Annotated in this window: 22 protein-coding genes; 6 read left to right on the top strand and 16 right to left on the bottom strand. The window is 63.3% G+C overall.

The genetic code is table 11. The features are described 5' to 3' along the window. Window positions 1–146 precede the first annotated feature (146 nt). Window positions 147–872: a Crp/Fnr family transcriptional regulator gene (locus J2Y48_RS13535; RefSeq protein ID WP_310418628.1), complete on the top strand. Its 726-nt coding sequence runs from the start codon at window positions 147–149 to the stop codon at window positions 870–872. A gap of 18 nt (window positions 873–890) precedes the next feature. Here the strand turns inward: J2Y48_RS13535 and cbiB are convergent, their stop codons facing one another. The 12 genes from cbiB to J2Y48_RS13475 all read right to left on the bottom strand — a co-directional run bounded on the left by cbiB (window position 891) and on the right by J2Y48_RS13475 (window position 12,234). Next, on the bottom strand, window positions 891–1,868 hold the full coding sequence (cbiB, locus tag J2Y48_RS13530; protein ID WP_310418625.1) for an adenosylcobinamide-phosphate synthase CbiB: 978 nt from the start codon (window positions 1,866–1,868) through the stop codon (window positions 891–893). Beyond that, the gene (gene cobD, locus J2Y48_RS13525) at window positions 1,865–2,875 is read right to left on the bottom strand and encodes a threonine-phosphate decarboxylase CobD (protein ID WP_310418622.1); all 1,011 of its coding nucleotides are present in this window, start codon (window positions 2,873–2,875) and stop codon (window positions 1,865–1,867) included. The genes cbiB and cobD overlap by 4 nt, the downstream gene beginning before the upstream one ends. Next, window positions 2,872–4,173, bottom strand: coding sequence for a cobyrinate a,c-diamide synthase (locus J2Y48_RS13520; RefSeq protein WP_310418619.1), 1,302 nt, complete (start codon window positions 4,171–4,173; stop codon window positions 2,872–2,874). The genes cobD and J2Y48_RS13520 overlap by 4 nt, the downstream gene beginning before the upstream one ends. After that, window positions 4,170–5,012, bottom strand: coding sequence for a uroporphyrinogen-III C-methyltransferase (gene cobA, locus J2Y48_RS13515; RefSeq protein ID WP_310418616.1), 843 nt, complete (start codon window positions 5,010–5,012; stop codon window positions 4,170–4,172). The genes J2Y48_RS13520 and cobA overlap by 4 nt, the downstream gene beginning before the upstream one ends. Continuing rightward, window positions 5,012–5,503, bottom strand: coding sequence for a cobalamin biosynthesis protein (locus J2Y48_RS13510; RefSeq protein WP_310418613.1), 492 nt, complete (start codon window positions 5,501–5,503; stop codon window positions 5,012–5,014). Before J2Y48_RS13510 ends, cobA begins: the two co-directional genes overlap by 1 nt. Before the next feature lie 299 nt (window positions 5,504–5,802). Then, entirely contained in the window at window positions 5,803–6,423 is a 621-nt protein-coding gene (locus J2Y48_RS13505) for a riboflavin synthase (RefSeq protein WP_310418610.1), read from the bottom strand. Beyond that, on the bottom strand, window positions 6,405–7,532 hold the full coding sequence (gene ribD / locus J2Y48_RS13500; RefSeq protein WP_310418607.1) for a bifunctional diaminohydroxyphosphoribosylaminopyrimidine deaminase/5-amino-6-(5-phosphoribosylamino)uracil reductase RibD: 1,128 nt from the start codon (window positions 7,530–7,532) through the stop codon (window positions 6,405–6,407). The genes J2Y48_RS13505 and ribD overlap by 19 nt, the downstream gene beginning before the upstream one ends. Window positions 7,533–7,535: 3 nt before the next feature. Next, window positions 7,536–8,015 carry a transcriptional regulator NrdR gene (gene nrdR, locus J2Y48_RS13495; RefSeq protein ID WP_310418603.1) on the bottom strand — a complete coding sequence of 160 codons (480 nt, stop codon included), beginning with the start codon at window positions 8,013–8,015 and terminating at the stop codon, window positions 7,536–7,538. 9 nt (window positions 8,016–8,024) lie between these two features. Beyond that, window positions 8,025–9,323, bottom strand: a complete 1,299-nt coding sequence (glyA, locus tag J2Y48_RS13490; RefSeq protein WP_310418600.1) for a serine hydroxymethyltransferase — start codon at window positions 9,321–9,323, stop codon at window positions 8,025–8,027. Window positions 9,324–9,518: 195 nt separating this feature from the next. Next, a complete protein-coding gene (locus J2Y48_RS13485; RefSeq protein ID WP_310418597.1) occupies window positions 9,519–10,835 on the bottom strand; it encodes a L,D-transpeptidase family protein in 1,317 nt (438 codons plus the stop codon). A 326-nt stretch (window positions 10,836–11,161) separates the two neighbouring features. After that, window positions 11,162–11,671, bottom strand: coding sequence for a transcriptional regulator LdtR (gene ldtR / locus J2Y48_RS13480; RefSeq protein ID WP_310418594.1), 510 nt, complete (start codon window positions 11,669–11,671; stop codon window positions 11,162–11,164). A 125-nt stretch (window positions 11,672–11,796) separates the two neighbouring features. Next, window positions 11,797–12,234 carry a DUF6163 family protein gene (locus J2Y48_RS13475; protein WP_310418591.1) on the bottom strand — a complete coding sequence of 146 codons (438 nt, stop codon included), beginning with the start codon at window positions 12,232–12,234 and terminating at the stop codon, window positions 11,797–11,799. Window positions 12,235–12,378: 144 nt separating this feature from the next. On the opposite strand from J2Y48_RS13475, the gene hemB reads away from it, so the two are divergent. From hemB to J2Y48_RS13455, 4 genes are all read left to right on the top strand, one after another. Further along, window positions 12,379–13,386 (top strand): porphobilinogen synthase, encoded by a 1,008-nt coding sequence (gene hemB, locus J2Y48_RS13470; protein WP_310418588.1) that lies wholly within the window; start codon window positions 12,379–12,381, stop codon window positions 13,384–13,386. A 110-nt stretch (window positions 13,387–13,496) separates the two neighbouring features. After that, complete coding sequence (locus tag J2Y48_RS13465) at window positions 13,497–13,958, top strand: RDD family protein (RefSeq protein ID WP_310418584.1); 462 nt, start codon at window positions 13,497–13,499, stop codon at window positions 13,956–13,958. 146 nt (window positions 13,959–14,104) lie between these two features. After that, on the top strand, window positions 14,105–14,866 hold the full coding sequence (locus tag J2Y48_RS13460; protein ID WP_310418581.1) for an arginyltransferase: 762 nt from the start codon (window positions 14,105–14,107) through the stop codon (window positions 14,864–14,866). A 15-nt stretch (window positions 14,867–14,881) separates the two neighbouring features. Continuing rightward, entirely contained in the window at window positions 14,882–15,793 is a 912-nt protein-coding gene (locus J2Y48_RS13455; RefSeq protein WP_310418578.1) for a DMT family transporter, read from the top strand. Between the two features lie 76 nt (window positions 15,794–15,869). Here J2Y48_RS13455 and parC read toward each other — a convergent pair whose 3' ends face one another. Further along, window positions 15,870–18,146, bottom strand: a complete 2,277-nt coding sequence (parC, locus tag J2Y48_RS13450; protein ID WP_310418575.1) for a DNA topoisomerase IV subunit A — start codon at window positions 18,144–18,146, stop codon at window positions 15,870–15,872. Between the two features lie 215 nt (window positions 18,147–18,361). Here parC and J2Y48_RS13445 point away from each other — a divergent pair, with 215 nt between their 5' ends. Continuing rightward, window positions 18,362–19,549: a DUF945 family protein gene (locus J2Y48_RS13445; protein ID WP_310418572.1), complete on the top strand. Its 1,188-nt coding sequence runs from the start codon at window positions 18,362–18,364 to the stop codon at window positions 19,547–19,549. Window positions 19,550–19,737: 188 nt separating this feature from the next. On the opposite strand, the gene J2Y48_RS13440 is transcribed toward J2Y48_RS13445, so the two are convergent. The 3 genes from J2Y48_RS13440 to J2Y48_RS13430 all read right to left on the bottom strand — a co-directional run bounded on the left by J2Y48_RS13440 (window position 19,738) and on the right by J2Y48_RS13430 (window position 23,250). Continuing rightward, window positions 19,738–20,025 carry a DUF1236 domain-containing protein gene (locus J2Y48_RS13440; RefSeq protein WP_310418569.1) on the bottom strand — a complete coding sequence of 96 codons (288 nt, stop codon included), beginning with the start codon at window positions 20,023–20,025 and terminating at the stop codon, window positions 19,738–19,740. Window positions 20,026–20,134: 109 nt separating this feature from the next. Next, window positions 20,135–21,925 carry an aspartate--tRNA ligase gene (gene aspS / locus J2Y48_RS13435; protein WP_310418566.1) on the bottom strand — a complete coding sequence of 597 codons (1,791 nt, stop codon included), beginning with the start codon at window positions 21,923–21,925 and terminating at the stop codon, window positions 20,135–20,137. A gap of 272 nt (window positions 21,926–22,197) precedes the next feature. Further along, window positions 22,198–23,250 (bottom strand): D-alanyl-D-alanine carboxypeptidase family protein, encoded by a 1,053-nt coding sequence (locus tag J2Y48_RS13430; protein WP_310418563.1) that lies wholly within the window; start codon window positions 23,248–23,250, stop codon window positions 22,198–22,200. Between the last annotated feature and the right edge of the window lie 459 nt (window positions 23,251–23,709).

The raw sequence follows: 23,709 nt of genomic DNA, 5'->3' as shown, positions 1-23,709 counted from the left end.
CCGACCTTGTGCGTTCGATTGGCTGGCTTCAAACGACTGTCGCGATAAATTGCCGCGATAGGGGGCTGCGGCAACCATGTCGCATTGTATGCGTCTGCGATCTCCTCCAAGGGTGGCGGGCGTCAAATCGAAGAGAGGCGGCACCAATGGACATGCAGCGCAAAGATATTCACAACTCAGACACCCCGGTCATGTGCCGCTCCTGCGAAGCACGTCACGGTGGTGTCTGCGGAGCGCTGTCCGCCGAGCAGCTTTTGGAGCTTAGCAAGCACTCGACGCGCAAGCGTCTCGACGCCGGCACCGAAGTGGTCGGTCAAGGCGAAGAGACCTGCAGTTGCTCCAACATCATGCGTGGTGTTGTCAAACTGACACGGATGATGCCGGACGGCCGCCAGCAGATCGTCGGCCTGCAGTTTGCGCCAGACTTCCTCGGCCGCCCGTTTGCCACCGAAAGCCCGCATAGCGCCGAAACGGCAACAGAGACGGAAATCTGCACCTTCCCGCGGCAGATGCTTGAACGCCTCGTCGCCCGCTCGCCGGATCTGGAGCATCGGCTTCATCAGCAGACCCTCAAGGAGCTTGATGAAGCACGTGACTGGATGCTGACGCTTGGACGGAAGAATGCCCAGGAAAAGGTTGCAAGCTTCCTGCACCTGATCGCGACACACTACGATCCGGAAACGGTCGAGGGTACGTCGTTCGACCTGCCGCTATCTCGAGCCGATGTTGCAGACTTCCTTGGCCTGACGATCGAGACCGTCAGCCGCCAGTTCACCAAGCTGCGCAAGGAGGGTGTCATCCAGATCGAGAACAATCGTCACGTGACAGTGCCTGACCTCGAACGTCTGCAGCAGATTGCCGGCATCGACTGAACAACGGACTCGCCGTCCTCAGATCGCCGCAATGAATGCGCCGGCGACAGCCGCCAGCACCAGCGCATCGCAGGCACGATCAAAGATCATCAGTGCCAAACCGATGTCGGTGGCCGTCGCGATCGGCCGGCCGGCCGCGTTGATCATCGGCTCCTCCACCCGCACGCCGCCATAGATCCGCGGCCCCGCAAGGCCGATGTCGAGCGCGCCTGCCATCGCCGCTTCCGGCCAACCGGCATTGGGAGAACGGTGGAGGCCGTTGTCGCGTAGGGCGAGGTCGAGCGCAGCACGCGCCGCGCGGCCGCCCTTTGCCATCCACGCGCCGGCAGCCAACAGCAGGATCGACAGACGCGCCGCCGGCCAGTTGGCAAGATCGTCCAACCGCGCGGATGCCCAGCCAAACTCAAGATACTTCGCGTTCTTGTGGCCGATCATCGAATCCGCCGTGTTGAGCATCTTGTAGGCAAGCAGGCCCGGCAGTCCGAGCAGGGCATACCAGAGAGCCGGCGCAACCACCCCGTCGGAGAAATTCTCGGAAAGGCTCTCAATCGCAGCACGGCACACGGCGGGCTCGTCGAGCGTTGCCGGGTCGCGGCCGACGATCATCGAAACCGCCTGTCGCCCGCCCTCCAAGCCGCCACGCTTCAAGCCGGTCGCAACCGCGCCGACATGGTCGGCAAGGCTCTTCTGGGCGAGGAAAAGCGCGACGATCACCGCTTCGACCGCCAAACCGAACCAGCCGAGCGTCATCAACAGGCTGTGGACGAGGTAGCCGGCAAGGAGGCTGACGGCAAGAAGTGCGCCGATGGCAACCGCCCCGTTGAACCTGCGGGTCTCGGCATGCATGCGCTTGCTATTGAAGAAATGATCGAATGCAGAAATCGCCCAGCCGAACACGACCACCGGATGCGGCACACGGTTCCATAGCTTCGGCGGGTCGCCGACGATACGGTCCAGAACGAGGGCAGCGGCAAGGACGATGAGCGTGGCGGTCATGGATCGGAGCCAAAACTGGCAAGTGCTTCTGCAAGGCGCATGTCGGCGGCAGCGTCCGGCGCGAGACCGAAGCGCAACCAGCGCCGATCATAGTCGAATGCGCGCACGAGAACATGGCGGCTGCAGAGCCATTCCTGCAAATTCTGCGCTTGTTCATGCTCAACGAGCGAAAACAGCGGTGTCCCGCCAGCAATCCTGAGACCCGCAGCTTGCAAGACGGCGTCGAGGGCCGCCTTACGCTCGCGAATCGCCTGGCGGATCGGTTCGCAATCGCCGGTCATCAGACCGGCGGAGATCGTCAGCGCAGGACCGGAAACCGCCCAGGGTCCAAGCCACTCCGCAATATCCGCGAGCAGCGCTTCCTCGCCGAGGACGTACCCCAGCCTCAGGCCGGCCAAGCCGAAGAACTTGCCGAACGAGCGGAAGACGACCAGCCCCTTGCCGGCACCGGCAAGGGGCGCCAGCGTGGCTGACGGCTCGATATCGGCAAAAGCTTCGTCCACGACCAGCGTCCCGCCGGCCTCCGAAAGGCTTCGCCACAACCGCAGAAGTTCCTCGGAGGGATAGAGGCGCCCGTCGGGATTGTTGGGATTGACGACAACCACCAGCGCGTGTTCGTCGCGCACGCCCTCCAGGCTATCGATCGCATCCACCGCGAGCCCAGCATTCCGAAGCACACGACCATACTCGCCATAGGTCGGCGAGACGACTGCGGCGCGGCGGCCAGGCGGCACGATCCTGGGCAGAAGCTGGATCACCGCCTGCGTTCCCGGCACCGGCAACGGCAGGCAATTCCCGCTTCGATAATAGGTCGCGGCGGCCAGACGCGCCTTGCTGAGCCGGCTCTGGTCCGGCAGCCGGTGCCATGCGGCCGCATCGACCGGCGGCAGTCGCACCGGACAAGGATTGATGCCGGTCGACAGGTCGAGCCACTCTTCCGGGCGACCGCCATGACGCGCCGCGGCGGCCGAGATGCCGCCACCGTGCTGGATCGGCGCCTCGCTCATGGCTGCCCCGCTATGTCGATGAGATGCATGTAGGAACCTGAAACATTGCCCCGCCGCAAGCCGGTCTTGCCGAGGTCCGCCCCCGTTGCATCGGCTGCGGAAAAGAGCCGGTCGGCGTCGCCCTCGTGGGCGATGGTCGAATAATGAAACTCGTGTGCTGTCATCGGCTGTGAAAACCCCGACGCATCGAGTGGTGTCAGACGCCGGTAGCCGAGCTGGCGGCGGCGCTCGGCGAAGCTGGTCACAAGCGGAAGCAGGCCAAGCATTGGGTGCCGGGTACCGTCCGCTGACACCAGGCCCTCCCCCAGGGTCATGTAGCCTCCGCATTCACCATAGATGCGGGCGCCACGACGGGTGGTGGCAACCATGCCTTCCCGGAATCTCGACGCATTGGCAAGGGTCTCGCCATGAAGCTCCGGGTAGCCGCCGGGGAGGAACACCGCGTCGCAATCCGCCGCCGGCGCCTCATCGGCAAGTGGAGAGAAGAAAGAAATTTCGGCGCCATTGTCCCTCCAGCCCTGGAGAAGATGCGCATAGAGGAACGCAAACGCCTGATCACGGGCAATCGCGATCCGCTGGCCGAGGGGCTCCAGGCGCGAAACGTTCGCCGACACCGGCCGGGTCTTGCAGACGCTGGCGTCCGCCACTCGATCAAGGGCGATGCACCGGCGCATCACGTCCGCTGCCCGGCTGACGAAGTCCTCCAGCGCGGCGTGCTCGCCCGCTTGCACGAGTCCCAGATGTCGCTCCGGGAGGACGAGCCCGGGGTCTCTGGCGACCGCACCAAACACCGTGACATCGGCCCTTTCCAGCGCGTCGCGCAGCATCGCCTCGTGGCGGGCGCTCCCGACCTTGTTGAGGATGACCCCGCAGACGCGCACGTCGGCGCGGAAATCGACATAGCCGCGCACGAGTGCTGCAACCGAATGGGACAGCTTGCTGCAATCGACCACGAGGACGACTGGAAGCCCGAGCATCGCGGCAAGATCCGCAGGCGTGCCGCTGCCGTCCGCCGCACCATCGAAAAGGCCCATCATCGCCTCGACAAGAAGCAGCCGATCGCCGCCGCGCTGTCTGTCTGCAAGGCCCGCCAGCAACTCCGGACGCATCGCCCAGGGATCATAGTTCATGCAGTCGGCGCGGCTGGCGGCGGCATGAAAGGCCGGATCGATGTAATCGGGGCCGGCCTTTCCCGGCGCCAGCGCCATTCCTTGATCCGCAAAGGCCCGAAGCAGGCCGAGGGTCACGGTCGTCTTGCCGGATCCGGAGGCCGGAGCCGCGATCATCAGCCCGCTCATGCGGGATCTTTCAGCGTACGCGAGCCGAAGGGGTCGGGCGCCAGGGCCTTGCCGTCCCGCAATGCCCCGAGCCAGTCGAGCGATCCACGAAGCCGGACCACATCGCCGACGACAACAATCGCGGGGGGCTCGAGACCCGACTCGGCCGCATCTACCGCGGCCCGCGACAGGGTGGTTTCCAGAACCGACTGATCCGGCGTCGCAGCATTGCAGACGAATGCAACCGGCTCATCCGGCGACCGACCGGCGCCGATCAGGTTTTCGGCAATCTGGCCGATGTGCTTCATCGCCATGTACATGACGATGACCGGGGACCCGGCCGCGATGCCCTTCCAATTGATGCGGTCGGGAACGACGCCCGATGAGTCATGGCCCGTCAGGAAGGTGACGGCGTGGTTGACCTCGCGATGGGTGACGGGAATGCCGGCATAGGCGAGCCCGCCGATGCCGGCGGTGATCCCTGGAACCACCCGAAAGGGGATATTGTGCTCGAGAAGCGTGAGAGCCTCTTCACCACCACGGCCGAAGACGAACGGATCGCCGCCCTTCAGCCGCAAGACGCGCTTGCCGGCGCGGGCAAGCTCCACGAGTCGCAGCGAAATGTCGCGCTGTTTCGATGACGGCTTGCCGCCTCGCTTGCCGGCGAACTCCAGCACGGCCCCCATCTTTGCCAGTTTGAGGCATTCCGCGTTGACGAGTGCATCGTGGACAATAACGTCGGCCTGCCGCAGCGCCTGCACGGCAAGCAGCGTCAGGAGCCCCGGGTCTCCTGGTCCGGCCCCCACCAGCCATACGCTGCCCGGTTCCAAGACCGGAAGGGACGAAAACAGCGCGTCCATCAACCGACCCTCCCGATGGAGAACTCGACGCGTGAAACGCCCGACTCAGCTTGCAAAGACGCAGCTAAGAACGGTTGAAAGGCTTCCGCGATCGCGGCGGTCGCGTGCGCCGACTTGATCTTTGGCACCACAAGCCGACCATCGAGTCCGACGGCCGCGAGTGCCGACGCCTCGGCGACACCATGACAGCCGGTGTGGCGAAACACGATCTCGGACGGATTGGCCAGCCGCGATGTCTCCGCTTCCAGCGTTTCCGGATCGAAGGTGCGGAACGGAACGGAAAAGTGGCGGGCAACCGCCTGGATCGCCGGCTCGTCGGCGCGTGTATCGAGGGAGACGACCATCGCCAGAGCGGCGGAATCGAGACCGGAGGAGCGCAGCGCCTGCTCGGCAAGCGCCATGACCTCCGTCGCGCAGGTCCCGCGCTCGCAACCCAAGCCGAGCACGAGGGCCGGTCCTCCGCCCTTGGTGGCTTGCGCCGATTGCTTCATCTGCCCTCTCCTCGCCTCCTGATCATGCGAGAGTGCGGGCATTCCCGTCTCGACAGCCCCGACCTTGATCCCCTTCCCGATCTCATCGGGCTCCTCTCCGGCCCCGCCAAGGACACCGTCGCATGTCCAGCCTGTTTACCGGAGCGCTTTTTCGCGGTCAAACCGGATTGCGGCGTCGGATGGAGCGATGGCGCCATTTCATCGGAGATGACGAGAGCACCGGGGTGAATTTGCCTCGCAAGCCAATCGGCACAGAGACTAAAGCGCGACGAGCGAATCCTGAAAGATTGTGACGCGCTTCAGTCGGCCTTCGGGGTCGGGAACTCCGACAGCCGTGCGGCATATCTGGCCATGGTGTCGACCTCGAAGTTGACGAAGTCGCCGGCCTGGCGGTCACCCCATGTGGTCACCTCGAGCGTGTGCCGGATCAGGAGCACGTCGAAGACGTCGCCCTTGACGGCATTGACCGTCAGCGAGGTGCCGTCCAGCGCGACCGAACCCTTCGCCGCAACGAAACGCTCCAGCCCAGCCGGCGCCCGCAGCACGAAACGCGTCGCGTCGCCCTCTGCCCCGACGGAGAGGATTTCCGCCTTGCCGTCGACATGGCCCGAGACCAGGTGGCCGCCGAGTTCGTCGCCGATCTTGAGCGAGCGCTCGAGATTGATCCGGGTACCGGCTTGCCAACTGCCGATCGTCGTCAGCCGCAAAGCCTCCTCCCAGGCCTCGACCTCGAACCAGCGATCGTTTGAACCCGGTTGGGCAAGTGCCGTCACGGTGAGGCAGGTGCCGGCGTGCGAGATGGACGCGCCCATGTCGATCGTCGCCGGATCGTAGGCCGTGCCCACCCGCAACCGCACGCCTTCATTCATGGGCTCCACACGCTCGATAGTGCCGATGTCAGTTACAATGCCGGTGAACATGCTTCGTCTCTTTCGTATTCTTCAAAAAGGTCTGCCCCTAAGCGCATCGTCCGCCGGAGCGAGAAGCCCGGCGGCATGGCGCCGGACACACATGGGGACGCGACCCCGCTTTCGCCAATCGGATTGGGACCGGTGTAAAGGTGGATGCGGTCGACGAGGCCGGCATCCAGGAAGCTGCGCGCCACGGTGGCGCCGCCCTCGACCAGCAGCGAGGAAATGCCACGCGAGGCAAGCCCCGCAAGCAGGCTGTCCAGTTGGCTCGGGTTGCACTGGAGCACTTCGACGCCGGTCGAATCCAACGCCGCGCGACGACTGAGAATGGACTTGTCGGTTTCATCGTCAAATTCCGGCGGTTCCTGCGCAACGTCGATCACAGGCACTGCGCGCGCCGTCAGGGCGAGCTTGCTGTAGAGCGGAAGCCGTAAATCGTGATCGAGCACGATGCGTATCGGCGATCTGTCTTCAAGCCCGGGCAGACGGCAGGTCAACACGGGATCGTCCGCCCTGGCGGTGCCGATGCCGACCAGGATCGCATCACTTTGGGCGCGCAGCACGTGCACCTGGCCGCGTGCGATGGGACCCGTCACCGCGACCTGCCCCGCACCCAGCCGGCCGAGCATCCCATCCGAAGAAACAGCAAGTTTCAGAGTCACATATGCGCGTTTGCTCACTTGACGCATCAAGTACGCGGCGAGAGCGTGACGCCCTTCGGCTTCCAGGACCCCGGTCTCCACCTCAATCCCTGCGGCCTCGAGCGCGGCGATCCCCCTGCCCGCGACACGCTCATCGGGGTCGACGACAGAAATGACCACGCGGGCAACGCCGGCGGCGATCAAAGCCTCAGCGCAAGGCGGCGTCTTGCCATGGTGCGAGCAGGGTTCGAGCGTCACATAGGCCGTGGCGCCGCGGGCGCCTTCGCCGGCCTCCGCCAGCGCGATGCGCTCGGCGTGCGGCCGACCACCGACGTCCGTGACACCGGCGCCAAGCACGATTTCATCCTTGACGAGAAGACAGCCGACGGAGGGATTGGTGCCGGTTCGCCCCAGGTTGCGCAGGCTCAGCCGGATCGCGGCGGCCATGAAGCGTTTATCTTCCGCCGCGCTCGCCATGGTTCAGCCCTCGCCGCCCGGATCGCGGGCGATCTTGGCGGCGACCTCGGACAAGATCTTCTCGAAGTCGTCGACATGCGAGAAGTCGCGGTAAACAGAGGCGTAGCGGACGAAGGCCACGTCATCGAGCGCCTTGAGCGCTTCAAGCACCTGCAGGCCGATTTCCTCCGAGGAGATTTCCGTTTCGCCGGAACTCTCCAGGCGTCGGACGATGCCGGAGACCGCGCGCTCAATCCGGTCCCGGTCGACCGGCCGTTTGCGCAGCGCAATCTCGAAGGACTTCATAAGCTTGTCGCGGTCGAAGGGGGCCTTGCGGCCCGTCTTCTTGAGCACCATCAGTTCGCGAAGCTGCACCCTCTCGAAGGTGGTGAAGCGACCGCCGCAGTCCGGGCAGATGCGGCGGCGGCGGATGGCCGTCCCGTCCTCTGCAGGACGGGAATCCTTCACCTGGCTATCCTCCGAAGCGCAATAGGGGCAGCGCATACCTTATCCTTACATGTAGGGATACATGGGGAAGCGGTCGGTCAGCTTGACGACCTTTTCGCGCACGGCGGCTTCAACGGCCGCATTGCCCTCGTCGGAATTGGCGACCTTCAGACCGTCGAGCACCTCGACGATCAGGTTGCCGATTTCCTTGAACTCGGCTTCCTTGAAGCCGCGGGTGGTGCCGGCCGGCGTACCGAGACGGACGCCCGAGGTGACGAAGGGCTTTTCGGGGTCGAACGGGATGCCGTTCTTGTTGCAGGTGACGTAGGCGCGGCCGAGAGCGGCTTCCGCACGCTTGCCGGTCGCGTTCTTCTTGCGAAGGTCGACGAGCATCAGGTGGTTGTCGGTGCCGCCCGAGACGATGTCGAGGCCGCCGGCGATCAGCGTCTCGGCGAGTGCCTTGGCGTTCTTGACGATCTGAGCCGCGTAGTCCTTGAACTCCGGCTGCAGCGCCTCGCCGAAGGCCACTGCCTTGGCCGCGATGATGTGCATCAGCGGGCCGCCCTGGAGGCCCGGGAACACGGCCGAGTTGACCTTCTTGGCGATGTCCTCGTCGTTCGTCAGGATGACGCCGCCGCGCGGACCGCGCAGCGACTTGTGCGTCGTGGTGGTGGCGACATGGCAATGCGGGAACGGCGAGGGATGCTGGCCACCGGCGACGAGGCCGGCAATGTGGGCCATGTCGACCATCAGGTAGGCGCCGACTTCGTCGGCGATCTCGCGGAAGCGCTTCCAGTCCCAGATGCGGGAATAGGCGGTGCCGCCGGCGATGATCAGCTTCGGCTTGTGCGTGCGGGCCTTCTCGGCGACGGCGTCCATGTCGAGCAGGTGATCGCCCTCGCGCACGCCGTAGGAGACGACGTTGAACCACTTGCCGGACATGTTGACCGGCGAGCCATGAGTCAGGTGCCCGCCCGAATTCAGGTCGAGCCCCATGAAGGTATCGCCCGGCTGCAGCAGCGCCAGGAACACGGCCTGGTTCATCTGCGAGCCAGAGTTCGGCTGGACGTTGACGAAATTGACGCCGAACAGCTTTTTCGCGCGCTCGATGGCGAGTTCTTCCGCGATGTCGACGAACTGGCAGCCGCCATAGTAGCGCTTGCCCGGATAGCCTTCCGCGTACTTGTTGGTCATGATCGAGCCCTGGGCCTCGAGCACGGCGCGCGACACGATGTTTTCGGACGCGATCAGTTCGATCTCATGACGCTGGCGACCGAGTTCCTTCTCGATCGCGCCGAAGATATCCGGATCGGTATCGGCAAGAGAACGCGTGAAGAAAACGTCGGTGACGGAAGACTGGCTCATCCTCGGGGGCTCCTTAAGGTCAAGTGGCTCGGTGTTTATCGTCCTCGCATGGCAAGGGCAATATCCGCTGTGCCGAATGCGCCATTTCGGAACGGCTTGTGAGATAAAAACGACGCAGGGGCGCCGAAGGGCCTGAAACGCAACGGGCCGCGCAACCCTGCGGCTGCACGGCCCATCGGAATGGCAAGGCAGTGGTTACTGCGGCAGCGAGTCCTGCTCGACGGAACCTTCCTGTCCGAAGCTGGTCTGCAGCGCCAGTTCGGCTACGCCGTCGCGCTGATAAATGTCGTCGCGGAACTGGACGACGCGGTCCTTGGCCGACCACGCGGTGATATAGACGAAGAACACCGGCACTTCCTGGGCGAGCTTGATCGGCGTGTTGACGCCCGTCTTGATCGTTGCCTCCATCTGCGCGCGCGACCAGCCGGGCGTATCCTTCAGCAACCACGTGGAGAGGTCGCGCACGTTCTGCACGCGCACGCAGCCGGACGATTCGAACCGCATCAGCTTGTTGAACAGGCCCTGCTGCGGCGTGTCGTGCATGTAGACGGCATGCTCGTTGTGGAAGTTGATCTTCGTCGACGACATCGCGTTGATCTTGCCTGGATCCTGGCGGAACATCAGGTTCGGCGCCTTGTCGGCGAACCAGTCGATCGTTTCCGGAGAGACCTCCTTGCCGCTGCCATCGATCAGGCGGATGTTGTTGCGCGTCAGATAGGTCGGATCCTTGCGCATCAGCGGCACGATGTCCTTCTGGACGATCGAACGCGGCGCGGTCCAGTACGGGTTGATGATCACCTCGTAGATCTTGGAATTGAGGATCGGCGATTGACGGTCGAACTTGCCGACGATCGCGGTGTGGCGCAGCGCCACGCGGTTGTTCTCCACCGCCTCGATGTAGGCTGCCGGGATGTTCACCATCACAAAGCGATAGCCGAGGTCGCCGGACATGGCCTGGATGCGGACAAGGTTCGTCTGCAACTGGCCCAGACGGACGTCGGCCGGCACGTTCATCGCCTTGAGCGTGTATTCACCGAGAACGCCGTCGGCCGGCAGGCCATGGCGCGCCTGGAACCGCTTCACCGCGCCGTCAACATAGGAATCGTAGGCGTTGGAAATGCCGGCCGAACGCGGCAGGTCGCCGGAGATGATCAGGCGTTGGCGGAGCGTCTGGACGGCGGGATCGCTGACGCCGAGCTCCAGCCGTTGCGAGGCGTTGACCATCGGCCAGCCGCCGCCCGAAACGATGTTCTGGTAGTCGAAGATCGCCTGCTGGATGTGACCGGTGGAATCAGGCCCGAAAATCGGACTGTTCGACACGACGGCGGTTGCCGTGCGCGAGGCCTTGGCGTCGAACTGGTCGTCCCAGTTGCCGCGCCGGGGTGCGTTCAGGATGTCGTCGATCGCGGTCTGGGCTGCAGCGGAGCCTGCAACGGCGGCGGCGCCGAAGGTTGCGGCGGAGCGCAGGAAGGCGCGGCGCGAAAAAGCATCAGTTCCGATTTTGCGAGACATCTATCCTACCATTCTCTGCCGGCCGCAAATTGCGGCCAAGGCCCGTACGGGTCCTGCGGCCATCAAAGGCCATATCCGACGATGCCTACCACGAACAGGGTTAACAAACGGACACCGGTCATGCGGCTGGCGCATGCCTACGGCCATTGTCCGCTGTCACAGCAATATGGCCGATTCGTGTTGCGGGGCAGCGTATGCACAGGTCGTGTCGATGGCTCAGCCGGAGCCTGAACGCAGAAAACCGGACGCGCAGGGTCGCATCCGGTTTTGATTTTGACGCTGGAGATCGTCATGCGCGCCGCGCCGGCACGCGTCAGCCATGCGGCTCAGAGACGGTAGAGGATCGAGTCGTTCCAGAAACGGTCGAGGCGCTGCAGCAGGCGGTTCATCTCGTTGAACTCGTTCTCGCCAATGCCGCCGACCTTCTGGATCGAGCCGATGTGGCGGTCATAGAGCTGGGCGACCGTCTCGGCGACCTCCTGGCCGGCCTCGGTGAGGCTGATGCGGACCGAGCGGCGGTCGACGCGCGAACGCTGGTGGTTGATGAAGCCGAGGTCGACCAGCTTCTTGACGTTGTAGGACACGTTCGAGCCGAGGTAGTAGCCACGCGAGCGCAGCTCGCCGGCGGTCAGCTCGGAATTGCCGATGTTGAACAGGAGCAGCGCCTGGACGGCGTTGACGTCCGAACGGCCGGCGCGGTCGAATTCGTCCTTGATGACATCGAGCAGGCGACGGTGCAGGCGCTCGACGAGGTGGAGGGATTCCAGGTAGAGGTTACGGATCGCGTCTTCCTGCGCATCGACGGCGGAGACCTGCGGCTTCAGCTTCGTGTTCATGTTTTCTGCCTCACTGTTTTGGTGGCGGTGTCTTTTTCCCGCCTTGAGTGAGACCCTATCGAATGCGTCTAAAATTCTACTTAAACCGCAGCCTTAACAGTACCTTACCCTTTCGCAACCGTGGCTCAGGGTAAATCAGTCCTTACCTGTCGCGCCTGCTTGCGGCGCTGGAAGAAGAGCGCGACCTGAAACACGAGGTACACGGCGGCCACGGCGACATGGGTCAAGACGAGCAAACGGTTGATGCCGAAAATCGACGGATAGAATTCGTGCATGGCAATTTCGGTGGCCGCGGCAAGCACCCAGACGACCGCCCCCCAGGGCGCAAGCATCCATAGTCCGACGGAGGCGACCGGAAACATCACGGCAAGCGCGGTTGCAGCTGCCTTCCAGGCGGGCGGCAGAAGATCGAAGCGTCCCCTGCCCCCGAGCGAGAAACCGGTGACCATCGCCCAATACTGCAGCGCGAACCACAGGCACACCACCGCCATCAGCCGCAAGAACAGCATGAACAGCGTATCCGTGAGCGTCCGCCGCGGCATGTTCGGAGAATCAGAAACCATCGGCCGACAATAGCAGCCCCCCGCCGGGCATAAAGCCGCATTGTTTTCGCAAGCGGCCTTGTGCCGCATTCGCGCCACGCCTTCGGTTTTGGCAAGCCGCGCGAGGCGTGCTATGAGCGCCGCAACAACGGCAAGGGCAAATTCATGACTAACATCGTCGACCAGATCACCGGCCACCGGCGCATGCGCCGCAACCGCAAGGCGGATTGGACGCGCAGGCTTGTCCAGGAGAATCGCCTGACTGTGGACGATCTCATCTGGCCCGTCTTCGTCGTGCCCGGCACGAACGTCGTCGAACCAATCGCCGCCATGCCCGGTGTCAACCGTATGAGCATCGACCGTCTGGTGGAGGCTGCGAAGGAAGCCGCCGACCTCGGGATTCCGGCACTAGCCACCTTTCCGAACATCGAAATGAGCTTGCGCGACGAGACCGGTTCGAACTGTCTGGCCGGCGACAACCTCATCAATGAGGCAACGCGGGCTTTGAAAAGACATGTGCCCTCGATCGGCGTCATCACCGACGTGGCGCTCGACCCGTTCACCAGCCACGGCCACGATGGCATCCTGCGCGAGGGTGAGATCGTCAACGACGAAACCGTCGAGCAAGCCGCGAAAGCGGCGGTGATCCAGGCGGATGCCGGTTCCGACATCATCGCCCCGTCCGAGATGATGGACGGGCGTATTGGCGTAATCCGCCAGGCGCTCGATGATGCCGGCTACCAGAACGTCGGCATCATGTCCTATGCGACGAAGTTCGCCTCCGCCTTCTACGGCCCCTATCGCGACGCAATCGGCACCGGCGGGCTGCTGAAGGGCGACAAGAAGACTTATTATATCGACCCGGCCAACGGCACCGAGGCGATCCGCGACGCAGCCCTCGACGTCGAGGAAGGCGCCGACATGCTGATGGTCAAACCGGGCCTGCCCTACCTCGACATCTGTTGGCGGATGAAGGAGGCCTTCGGCCTGCCGGTCTTCGCCTACCAGGTTTCCGGCGAGTATTCGCAGATCAAGGCGGCCGCGATGAACGGCTGGATCGACGGCGACCGCGTGATGATGGAGACGCTGCTCGCCTTCAAGCGTGCGGGCTGCGACGGCATTCTCACCTATTTCGCCGTCGAGGTCGCCCGGGCCTTGTCGAAAAGGGGCTGACGGATCGCAAAAAACTCCTGTGCGCCACCATCGCGCGATTTCGTGCCGTGCATTGCATTTGCGCCGGCGTTTCCCATATCAGTGCGGTAAGGGAGCACAGGAGTTTTTTCATGAGCAACTATGACGAGGTTCGTCTGCCGAGCACGGACTGGCGTGCCTATCGCGGCGTGCTGTCGCGGCGGGTCTTTGCCTTCCTGATCGACTACGCGATCGTCGCGCTGCTGTGGGTGCCGGCGGCCGTTGTCGTGTTCTTCCTCGGCATCATCACGCTGGGATTGGGCTGGATGCTCTATCCGGTGCTCTTTGTCATCGTCGCCATGCTCTACTTCGGGCTGACGATCGGCGGGCCGAACCAGGCGAGCGTCGGCATGAATGTCATGGACCTTGCCGTTATGCGGGTCGACGGGCGGCCGATGGATTTCCTGACCTCCGTCGTCTATCTCGTGCTGTTCTGGATCGGCAACGCGATCCTGACGCCCTTCATTCTGCTGATCGGCCTCTTCACCGATCGCAGCCGCCTGCTGCACGACCTGTTGCTCGGCACCGTTGTCGTTCGACCATCAAGGCTGTGAACGTTCGCGCCTGTGGGCTATCCTTCGGGATATCCACCGCCACCTTCGTCAGGTCGTAAACCTCCCGTTTGCCGGAGTTGACCTTTTCCTCAGTTGCGCCATGCTAATACTGTTTGTGAGGCCCGGTTGGAGTCGCGCGCCGAAAAATGAACACCCAGACAACCCCTGCTCCGCAATTCTATCTGACGGCTCCGGCGGCGTGTCCCTACCTGCCGCACGAGATGGAGCGAAAGGTGTTCACGCACCTCGTCGGCGAGCGCGCGCCCGAACTCAATGATCTCCTGACCCAGGGCGGCTTCCGCCGGTCGCAGAACATCGCCTACCGGCCGGCGTGCGAAACCTGCCGCGCCTGCATCTCCGTTCGCATCCTCGTCAACGAATTCCGCCCGTCGCGGTCGATGCGGCGCGTGCTCGCGGCCAACGCCGATCTCGTCGCCTATGAGTACCCCGCCGAGCCGTCGAGCGAGCAGTATTCGCTGTTCCGCCACTATCTCGACAACCGCCACCAGAAAGGCGGCATGTCGGACATGTCGGTGCTGGACTATGCGATGATGGTCGAGGACACCCATGTCCATACCAAGATCATCGAGTATCGGTTGCGCCAGGAAGGCTCGGGTCTCGATGAGCGCCCGCGCGGTGAACTCGTCGCCGTCGCCCTGACCGACAAGATGGGGGACGGCCTGTCGATGGTCTATTCCTTCTATGATCCCGAACGCGCGCCGCGCTCGCTCGGGACCCACATGATTCTCGACCACATCCGGCGGGCCAAGGCGCTGGGGCTGCCGCACGTCTACCTCGGTTACTGGGTCAAGGGCTCGCAAAAAATGGATTACAAGGTAAAGTTTTTGCCGCAGGAGCACCTGCTGTCCCAGGGCTGGGAACGCTATGATGGCGAAAGTTCAGCCTGAGAATCGGATTTTCGAGTGTCACAAGCCCAAGACCTCTCCTTGCATCGCAAGGGGCTCCTCATTACCGCGATCGGCGGCCTTGCCCTCTCCTTCGACATTCCCCTGATCAGGTCCTCGCAGGGCGACGTCTGGTCGGTGCTCGCCGTGCGCAGCCTGTCGACGTTCCTCGTCGCGATCGCGGCCTGGTCGTTCATTCGATTCCTGTTGAAGCGGCCGATGGCGCTGATCCCCGGCCGGGCCGGGCTCGTGGTCGGTATCCTCTACGGCATCAATTCGCTGACCTTCATGCTGTCGGTCTTCAACACGACGACCGCCAACGTCGTCTTCATCCTCGCCTTCACATCGATGTTCGCGGCCCTCCTCTCCTGGATCTTCCTCGGCGAGCGTCCGACGAATGCCACGCTTATCACGATGGCCGCAATGGTCTGCGGCGTGGCGCTCATCGTCCACGACGGACTCGAGAGCGGCAATTTCTTCGGCGATGCCATGGCGACCTGTTCGGCCTTCCTGCTGGCAACGGCCATCACCATCAGCCGCAAGAGCGGCGCGGACATGGGTTTCGTGCCACTGGTGGCGGCAGTCATTCCGGGCCTTGCCGCGCTTTTCATGCTTCCGGGCGGCGTCCTGCAACTCGAACGGCCGGGCTTCATTCTCTTCGATGGGTTGGTGATGGCGCCGCTCGCCTTCTGGTGCCTGGCCACCGGTCCGCGGTTCCTCTCCGCGCCAGAGGTCGGCATGTTCTACCTCCTGGAAACCGTGCTGGCACCGATCTGGGTGTGGATTATCTTCACGGAGCGCCCCTCGAACCAGACGCTGGTCGGCGGCTCGATCCTGATCGCCGCCCTGCTGCTCCATTCGCTCTGGCAGATGCGCAGCAAGGCAAAGGCAGCGGTGCTGAAGAGCGGCATGGTGACGGAGGCGGGATAGGGCCTTTGCGGGCGAATAAGCAGCGCTTACTGTGCGACTTTACTGTCCCGTACTCCGGCTAAAGAGCCGGAGCCCCTCACCCGCTGAACTTGCCGCTCCGCGGGAAGCCCTTCGGCACGGTTCGGCCGGCACTGGCGCGATCAGCCATCCATTCGGCCAGTTCATCCTTGGTGCGCACGAAGTTACGCCCGGCGCTGTCGTCCCACGACAGGCCCTCATCGATCGCGAAGCAGCGCACATCGGAAACGCCGCCATCCTTGTAGCGCTGCAGGCGCACGCCCTTGCCGCGCGACATCTCCGGAAGCTGGACCAGCGGGAAGACCAGCATCTTGCGGTTCTCGCCGACGACGGCGACGTGGTCGCCGCGCACTGGCACGACGAGCTTCGCCTCGTCCGGCATCGTCACGTTCATGATCTGCTTGCCCTTGCGGGTATTGGCAACCATTTCCGTCTCGGCGATCACGAAACCATTGCCGGCCTGCGAGGCGACGACGACCTTGCGGCCGGAATCATGGACAAACGCCGTCAGCACGTCCTGGTCATTCTCCATGTCAACCATGATGCGCAGGGGTTCGCCATGGCCGCGGCCACCCGGCAGCTTGTCGGCGCCGAGCGTGTAGACCTTGCCGCCGGTCGTGACCACAAGGATCTTGTCGGTCGTCTGGGCCGGGAACGCCACCTTGAGCGCGTCGCCCTCCTTGAACTGGAGGCCGGAGACATCGGCGAGGTGGCCCTTGAGGGCGCGGATCCAGCCCTTTTCCGAGATGACGACGGTCACAGGCTCCTTCTCGATCATCGCCTGCTGGATCGCCTCCACATCCGCCTCTGGCGCATTGGCGAACTGGGTGCGACGCTTGCCGATCTCGGTCGCCTTGGCGAACTTCTTCTTCACCTCGCCGATCTGCCAGGCGACCGTCTGCCATTGCTTCGGCTCCGAACCGAGGAGCGCCTCGATCTCCGCCTTCTCCTTCGTCAGCGCGTCGAATTCGGTGCGGATCTCAAATTCCTCGAGCTTGCGCAGCGAGCGCAGGCGCATATTGAGGATCGATTCCGCCTGAAGGTCGGTGAGCGAGAAGCGCGCCATCAGGGCGGGTTTCGGCTCGTCCTCCTCGCGGATGATGCGGATGACCTCGTCGATGTTGAGGTAGGCGACCAAATAGCCGCCGAGGATTTCCAGCCGCCGCTCAATCGCGGCAAGGCGATGACGCGAACGGCGCACGAGCACCTCGCGGCGATGCGCCAGCCATTCCGACAGAACCTCGTTCAACGCCATGACGCGGGGCACGCGCCCCATCGACAGCACGTTCATGTTCAGCGGAATTCGGCTTTCGAGTTCGGAGAGCTTGAACAGCGATTCCATCAGGATGGTCGGATCGACGCTGCGGCTCTTCGGCACCAGCACGACGCGCACATCCTCGGCCGATTCGTCGCGGACGTCCTCCAGCAGCGGCAGCTTGCGGGCCAGCAGCAACTCGGCGATCTTCTCGATCAGGCGGGACTTCTGCACCTGATAGGGAATTTCGGTGACGACGATCTGGTAACCGCCGCGGCCAAGATCCTCGGTTTCCCACTTCGCCCGAACGCGGAATCCGCCGCGGCCGGTGCGATAGGACTCGATCATGCTTTCGCGGCTCTCGACGATGACACCGCCAGTCGGAAGATCCGGCCCCTCGACACCGCCCTTCTGCGGGTTGGCCGGGTCGAACATCAGATCCTCGACCGTTGCGTCCGGATTCTTGATGAGGTGGAGCGCGGCGTCGCACAATTCATGGGCATTGTGCGGCGGAATGGAGGTGGCCATGCCAACCGCGATACCCGCGGCGCCGTTGGCGAGCAGGTTCGGGAAGGAGCCCGGCAGGACGACGGGTTCCTCGTCTTCCTCGTTGTAGGTCGGTCGGAAATCGACCGCGTCCTCGTCCAGCCCCTCCAGGATCAGGGTGGCGACCTCGGTCATCCGCGCTTCGGTGTAACGCATGGCGGCAGCGTTATCGCCGTCGATGTTGCCGAAGTTCCCTTGTCCGTCCACCAGCGGATAGCGAATGGCAAAATCCTGCGACAGGCGCACCAGCGCGTCATAGATCGAGGCATCGCCATGCGGGTGGAACTTACCCATCACGTCGCCGACGATGCGGGCGCACTTCTTGTAGGCCTGCCCCGGATCGAGCCGGAGCACGCGCATGGCGTGGACTATGCGGCGGTGAACGGGTTTCAACCCGTCGCGCACGTCCGGCAGCGCGCGGTGCATGATGGTCGAAAGCGCATAGGCCAGATAGCGCTCTTCCAGCGCCGCCTTCAGGTCAACCGGTTGGATATGATCGTCTCCGCCAGAGGGCGGCAAAATCTCTTGTCCCATGGGGCTTGACTACCGAATCTGCCGATTCTCGGCAAGGAAAACCGGGCGACTGCGTTGTGGATAGCGTCTGACGCCGGTGAGCCACAATTGCGGAACTTTCACATCTTACACTTCGTCGACATAGACACTTAACCCGGTCAGAATATAGTTCGCGCCCGACACGTCTAACTGCCGGAGACGGTATTCGCCGTTACAAATCCATTCAAGAGGACAATATGCTTCAGAACCGCACCCTTCGCAGGATGCTCGCCGGCGTCGCACTCTCGGCGTTCGCAACTCCCGCCTTCGCCATCGACGGCACCGACCTGGTCAACAAGCTGAATGCGGCGAATGCCACGAGCGGCGTCACCGTTTCCTACGGCAACATCGTCGTCGATGGCGACACGGTCACGCTCGAGGGGGCGAAGATGGCGTCGGCCGGCGGTGAAGCCGCGGAAATCGGCGATGTGACGCTCGAGGGCGTCGAGGAAGACGGCGATGGCGGCTACACGATTGAAACCGTTCGCTTTCCCGACTTCAACACGACCGAGGACGGCGTAACCATCACCGCATCCGATCTGCAGATCGGCGGCCTGACCATTCCCGCAGAGGTCGACACGCACTCGCTCGATTCCATGCTCATGTACGAAACGGCCAGTTCCGGCCCGGTCACCGTGAGCAGCAAGGGCACGGAAGTCTTTTCCATGTCGGGCATGCAGGCCAATGTCGGGCGCATGGACGGCGATGCCGGGCTCACCTTCGACGCCACGCTTTCGGACATCAAGGCGGACCTGACCCAGGTCGAGGACGCGAAGTCCAAGGAAACGATCGAAAAGCTCGGCATGCAGTCGATCGACGGCAAGATGACCATCAAGGGCAGCTGGGAACTCGCCAGCGGCAAGCTTGCGCTCGACGAATACGCGCTCGACTTCAACGACGTCGGCCGGCTAGATTTCTCCTTCGCCATTTCCGGCTATACGATGGAATTCCTCAACGCGATGCGCCAGGCGATGGAAGCGAGCCAGGCCAATCCGAATAAGGACGAGGCCAATGCCGCGCTCGGCATGTCGATGATGGGCTTGCTGCAGCAACTCACCTTCAACAGCGCCGCCATCAGCTTCGCCGACGCCTCGCTGACGAAGAAGGTGCTCGACGTGGTCGGCGCCGAACAGGGCGTCTCCGGCGAGCAGATGGCGCAGTCACTGAAGGGCATGGTGCCGCTGATGATCGCGCAGCTCAACATGCCGGAACTGCAGAACCAGATCGCCCAGGCCGTCAACACCTATTTGGACGACCCGAAGTCGATCACCATCAGCGCCGCCCCGGCAAACCCGGTCCCCTTCCCGATGATCATGGGTGCCGCCATGGGCGCGCCGAACACGATCCCGCAGGTGCTGGGCGTGAAGGTGACGGCAAACGAATAGCCAAAGGGCTACGAATGAAGATGGCCCGGTAGCGATGCCGAGCCTTTTCTGTTTCTGGACCGACTGGCCGGCCTCGCCGGCTCGCGCCGCCTCGACGCCGTCATCGCGCCTGCTATGGGGTCCGTCGCTCTCCGTGTCTTGCACAAGACAAGCAAAAAGCCCGGCGCATTGGACGCCGGGCCCTTCCATTATTCGAGAACCTGGATCACCGCACGCGTCTGCGGATTGACGATCACCCGCCGGTTATTGACGACGACATAGGCATAATCACCATGCCCCTGGATGGTGTGGAGTTCCACGATGTCAGGGATCGGTTCACCAACGACGACGTCACCCTCGTAGACCACGGACGGCACCTGCTGCTCCAGAACATAAGTCCGGGCCTCGCCGGGAACCACGACTGTCGTGCTCTGGGCATAGGCCGACGCGGACAGGCTCATGGCACCCACCGTCATGGCGATGAAGAGATTGCGCATGGTCGTTCTCCTTGTTGCACAGTCGCAGAACGACCGGGCAAGGAAACGGTTCCGACTTGCGCCGCAGCGGGCCACCCCGAAACCGGAGCGGCTCCGCTGCAAAGCCTGCTCAGTCCTTCTTCGGCGACGGCATCACGCGCAGGGCGAGTTCGCGCAACTGCGTCGGCGTTGCCGGGCTCGGGGCACCCATCAGGAGGTCCTGCGCCTGCTGGTTCATCGGGAACAGCGAGATTTCGCGCAGGTTCTTGGCTCCGACGAGCAGCATGACGACGCGATCGATGCCGGCGGCCATGCCGCCATGCGGCGGGGCGCCGTACTGGAAGGCGCGGTAGAGGCCGCCGAAGCGCTCTTCGACGTCCGTCTGGCTGAGGCCGACCTTCTCGAAGGCCTTGACCATCAGTTCCGGCGACTGGTTACGGATCGAGCCCGAGGCGATTTCGAAGCCGTTGCAGACCATGTCGTACTGGAACGCCTTGATCGTCAGCGGATCCTGCTTCTCGAGCGCTTCCAGGCCGCCCTGCGGCATCGAGAAGGGGTTGTGGGCGAAGTCGATCTTCTTTTCGTCCTCGTTGTACTCGAAGAACGGGAAGTCGACGATCCAGCAGAGCTCGAAGCGGTCGCGGTCGACGAGGTTCAGTTCTTCGCCAGCCTTGGTGCGGGCCTCGCCGGCGAACTTGTAGAACTTGGCCGGGTCGCCGGCGACGAAGAAGCAGGCATCGCCATCGTCAAGGCCAAGCTGCGTGCGGATCGCATCGGTGCGCTCCTCGCCGATGTTCTTGGCGAGCGGGCCGGCGCCTTCGAGTTTTTCGCCCTCCTTGCGCCAGAAGATGTAGCCGAGGCCGGGCTGGCCGTGGCTCTGCGCCCAGGCGTTCATGCGGTCGCAGAAGGCGCGGGAACCGCCGGTCTTGGCCGGGATCGCCCAGACTTCGACCTTCGGGTTCGAGGCGATCATGTTGGCGAAGACCTTGAAGCCGGAATCGCGGAAGTGGTCGGTGACGGCCTGCATCTCGATCGGATTGCGCAGGTCCGGCTTGTCGGTGCCGTAGGTGCGGATTGCCTCTTCATGCGGGATGCGGCGGAATTTTTGCGTCACCGGCTTGCCGTCGGCGAACTCCTCGAAGATGCCGCGGATGACCGGTTCCATCGTGTTCCAGACGTCTTCCTGCTCGACGAAGCTCATCTCGAGGTCGAGCTGGTAGAACTCGCCGGGCAGGCGGTCGGCGCGCGGATCCTCGTCGCGGAAGCAGGGGGCGATCTGGAAGTAGCGGTCGAAGCCGGCAACCATCAGAAGCTGCTTGTACTGCTGCGGCGCCTGCGGCAGCGCGTAGAACATGCCCTCGTGGATGCGGCTCGGCACCAGGAAGTCACGCGCGCCTTCCGGCGAGGACGCCGTCAGGATCGGCGTCGAATATTCGGTGAAGCCGACATTGTTCATCTCGCGGCGCATGGCGGCGATGATCTGGGTGCGCTTGACGATGTTCTTGTGCAGCGTCTCGCGGCGCAGATCGAGGAAACGGTACTTCAGGCGCACGTCTTCGGGATAGTCCGGCTCGCCGAACACCGGCAGCGGCAGTTCCTTGGCCGCCGACAGCACCTCGATCTCCTTGGCGTAGAGCTCGATTTCGCCGGTCGCCATATGCTTGTTGATCGTGTCCTCGGTGCGCGCCTTGACGAGACCGTCGATGCGGATCACCCACTCGCCACGGACGGCTTCGGCGATCTTGAAGGCCGGGCTGTCCGGGTCGGCGACGACCTGGGTGATGCCGTAGTGGTCGCGCAGGTCGATGAAGAGCACGCCGCCGTGGTCGCGGACGCGGTGGACCCAGCCGGAGATGCGAGCGGTCTGACCGACGTCGGACTTGCGGAGGGCGGCGCAGGTATGGCTGCGATAACGGTGCATTGTTCTATCCTGGAATGCGTTCGAGGGCGGCTCCGGCAAGCGCAGCCACACGTCTTCAAAATCGGGCGGACAAGCGCATGACCGGCCCGATTTGTCAAGGCTTGGGAGCGTCGAGGCGCCCGAAGCGGGCTCCGGACCGCGTCGCCTTTATGCGCTTTGCAGGCTGCGACCGGACAAGCGGCAACGATCGCGCGACGGATTCTTCCGCCCGCGTCATGTGGTGTTTCGGACGGGGCATTGGCCTCAGCTGGCAACGCCGGGCGTTGCTGTTGTTATGAAGGTCGTGGAGTGGGTATTGGTACATCCGCTGCGTTATCATTGGCCCAGGTGCTGATCGTATGGATCTGGCTAGGTATCTGGTCGCGCAAATAGGATTCGTGCCCAGGCAGGCCCATTGGATAAAGCTTGTTCCGGGCAGTCTCGTAGTCTGCGCTCTGGTCGGTGCAGAGCTGAATGCGCATGTCCGGTGGCGCGACATCGGTACGGTTTTGCAGATCGTCGACAAGCCCTGCACCGGGCGACAGACGGCCGTCGAAGGCTTCTGTCAGAAATTGCGCTGACCGTTCGTTACGTTCCCGTTCTGTGGTCGCGCCCATAATAACCACCATCACGCGCTTTCCGTTGCGCGTGGCCATACCAATGAAGTTTCGTCCGGATGCGCATAGAAAACCGGTCTTCATGCCGATCGTGCCGTTGAAACGGGTTAGCAGCAGATTGTTGGACTTGATTTCTTTGCCGTCGATCGTGACCGCGGAGGCCAGGAAAAAGCGGCGATATTCCGAGAATTTTCGGTCCACTTCCATTCCGAGGATCGCAAGATCGCGCGCGGTCGTATAGTTGTTCCGGTCAAACAGGCCGTTTGGGTTGGAAAAATGCGTGCCTGTGAGCCCAAGACGTGCAGCCGCTTCATTCATTCGCCGGACGAAAGACGTTTCGTTGCCGGCCACGGCTTCTGCCAGGCCTACAGCGACGTCGTTTGCCGATGCGGTGATCATAGCAAAAAGCGCGTCTTCCAGCGTCATCGTTCGCCCGACGGATAGGCCGGATTCCAGAAAGGCCTGTTTCATGGCGTTCCGCGTCATGGTGACTGGCGTCGTCAAGCTGACTTCGCCAGATCGAAGGGCTTCAAACACGACGAGCGCAGACATGAGCTTGGTTGTCGAGGCCGGATACCAGGGGACACCCGCATCCTCCTGATGGAGCACCTGGTGAGTTTCGGCATCCACAACGAGCACTGGTGTGGCGTTTGCGGGTGACCACGTGAAAAGAGATGCAATGAGCACCAGTCTTTTCCATGATCGTCCGGCCCTTGCATTTTTGGTCATGTGCCAGTCTCCAGAGGGAAGGTCGTCCCAATGCCACGATGCGCCCTCCGAGCACAAGCAATTGCAGGTCGACTGTTTGACCGCTTTGGGCCGCCACCGTGTCGACGGCGCTGCCGCCGGTGACGTCAACTTCATATTCGTCGCCGCGCTGCCGTCACCGCCATACACGACCTCGCGTCCGCTCGCGCCGTAGTAGGTGTCGTTGCCCTGGGCGATAACTTCAAACGGCATCAGCTTTACTGAACGCAATCATAGCGAAAACGCTGCGATGACCGCCGCACGCCAAACTGCCTTTTCCCTCATCTATCCTCGCCCGCCTCCCAGGGCCCTGCTGCGACGGGCGCGGTCAGCGGTAGAGCCGCGGTTAAAGTGCAGCATAGGGCGTCGGTGATTGGCTGGTATCCCCCGCTGCGCAAAAAGTCCGTGCGTGTCGCTTCTGGCACTGTCGCCGCACGCTTT

The organism is Mycoplana sp. BE70 (genome assembly GCF_031455855.1).
Lineage (GTDB): Bacteria > Pseudomonadota > Alphaproteobacteria > Rhizobiales > Rhizobiaceae > Mycoplana.
This window is presented reverse-complemented; position numbering and strand designations above follow the sequence as displayed.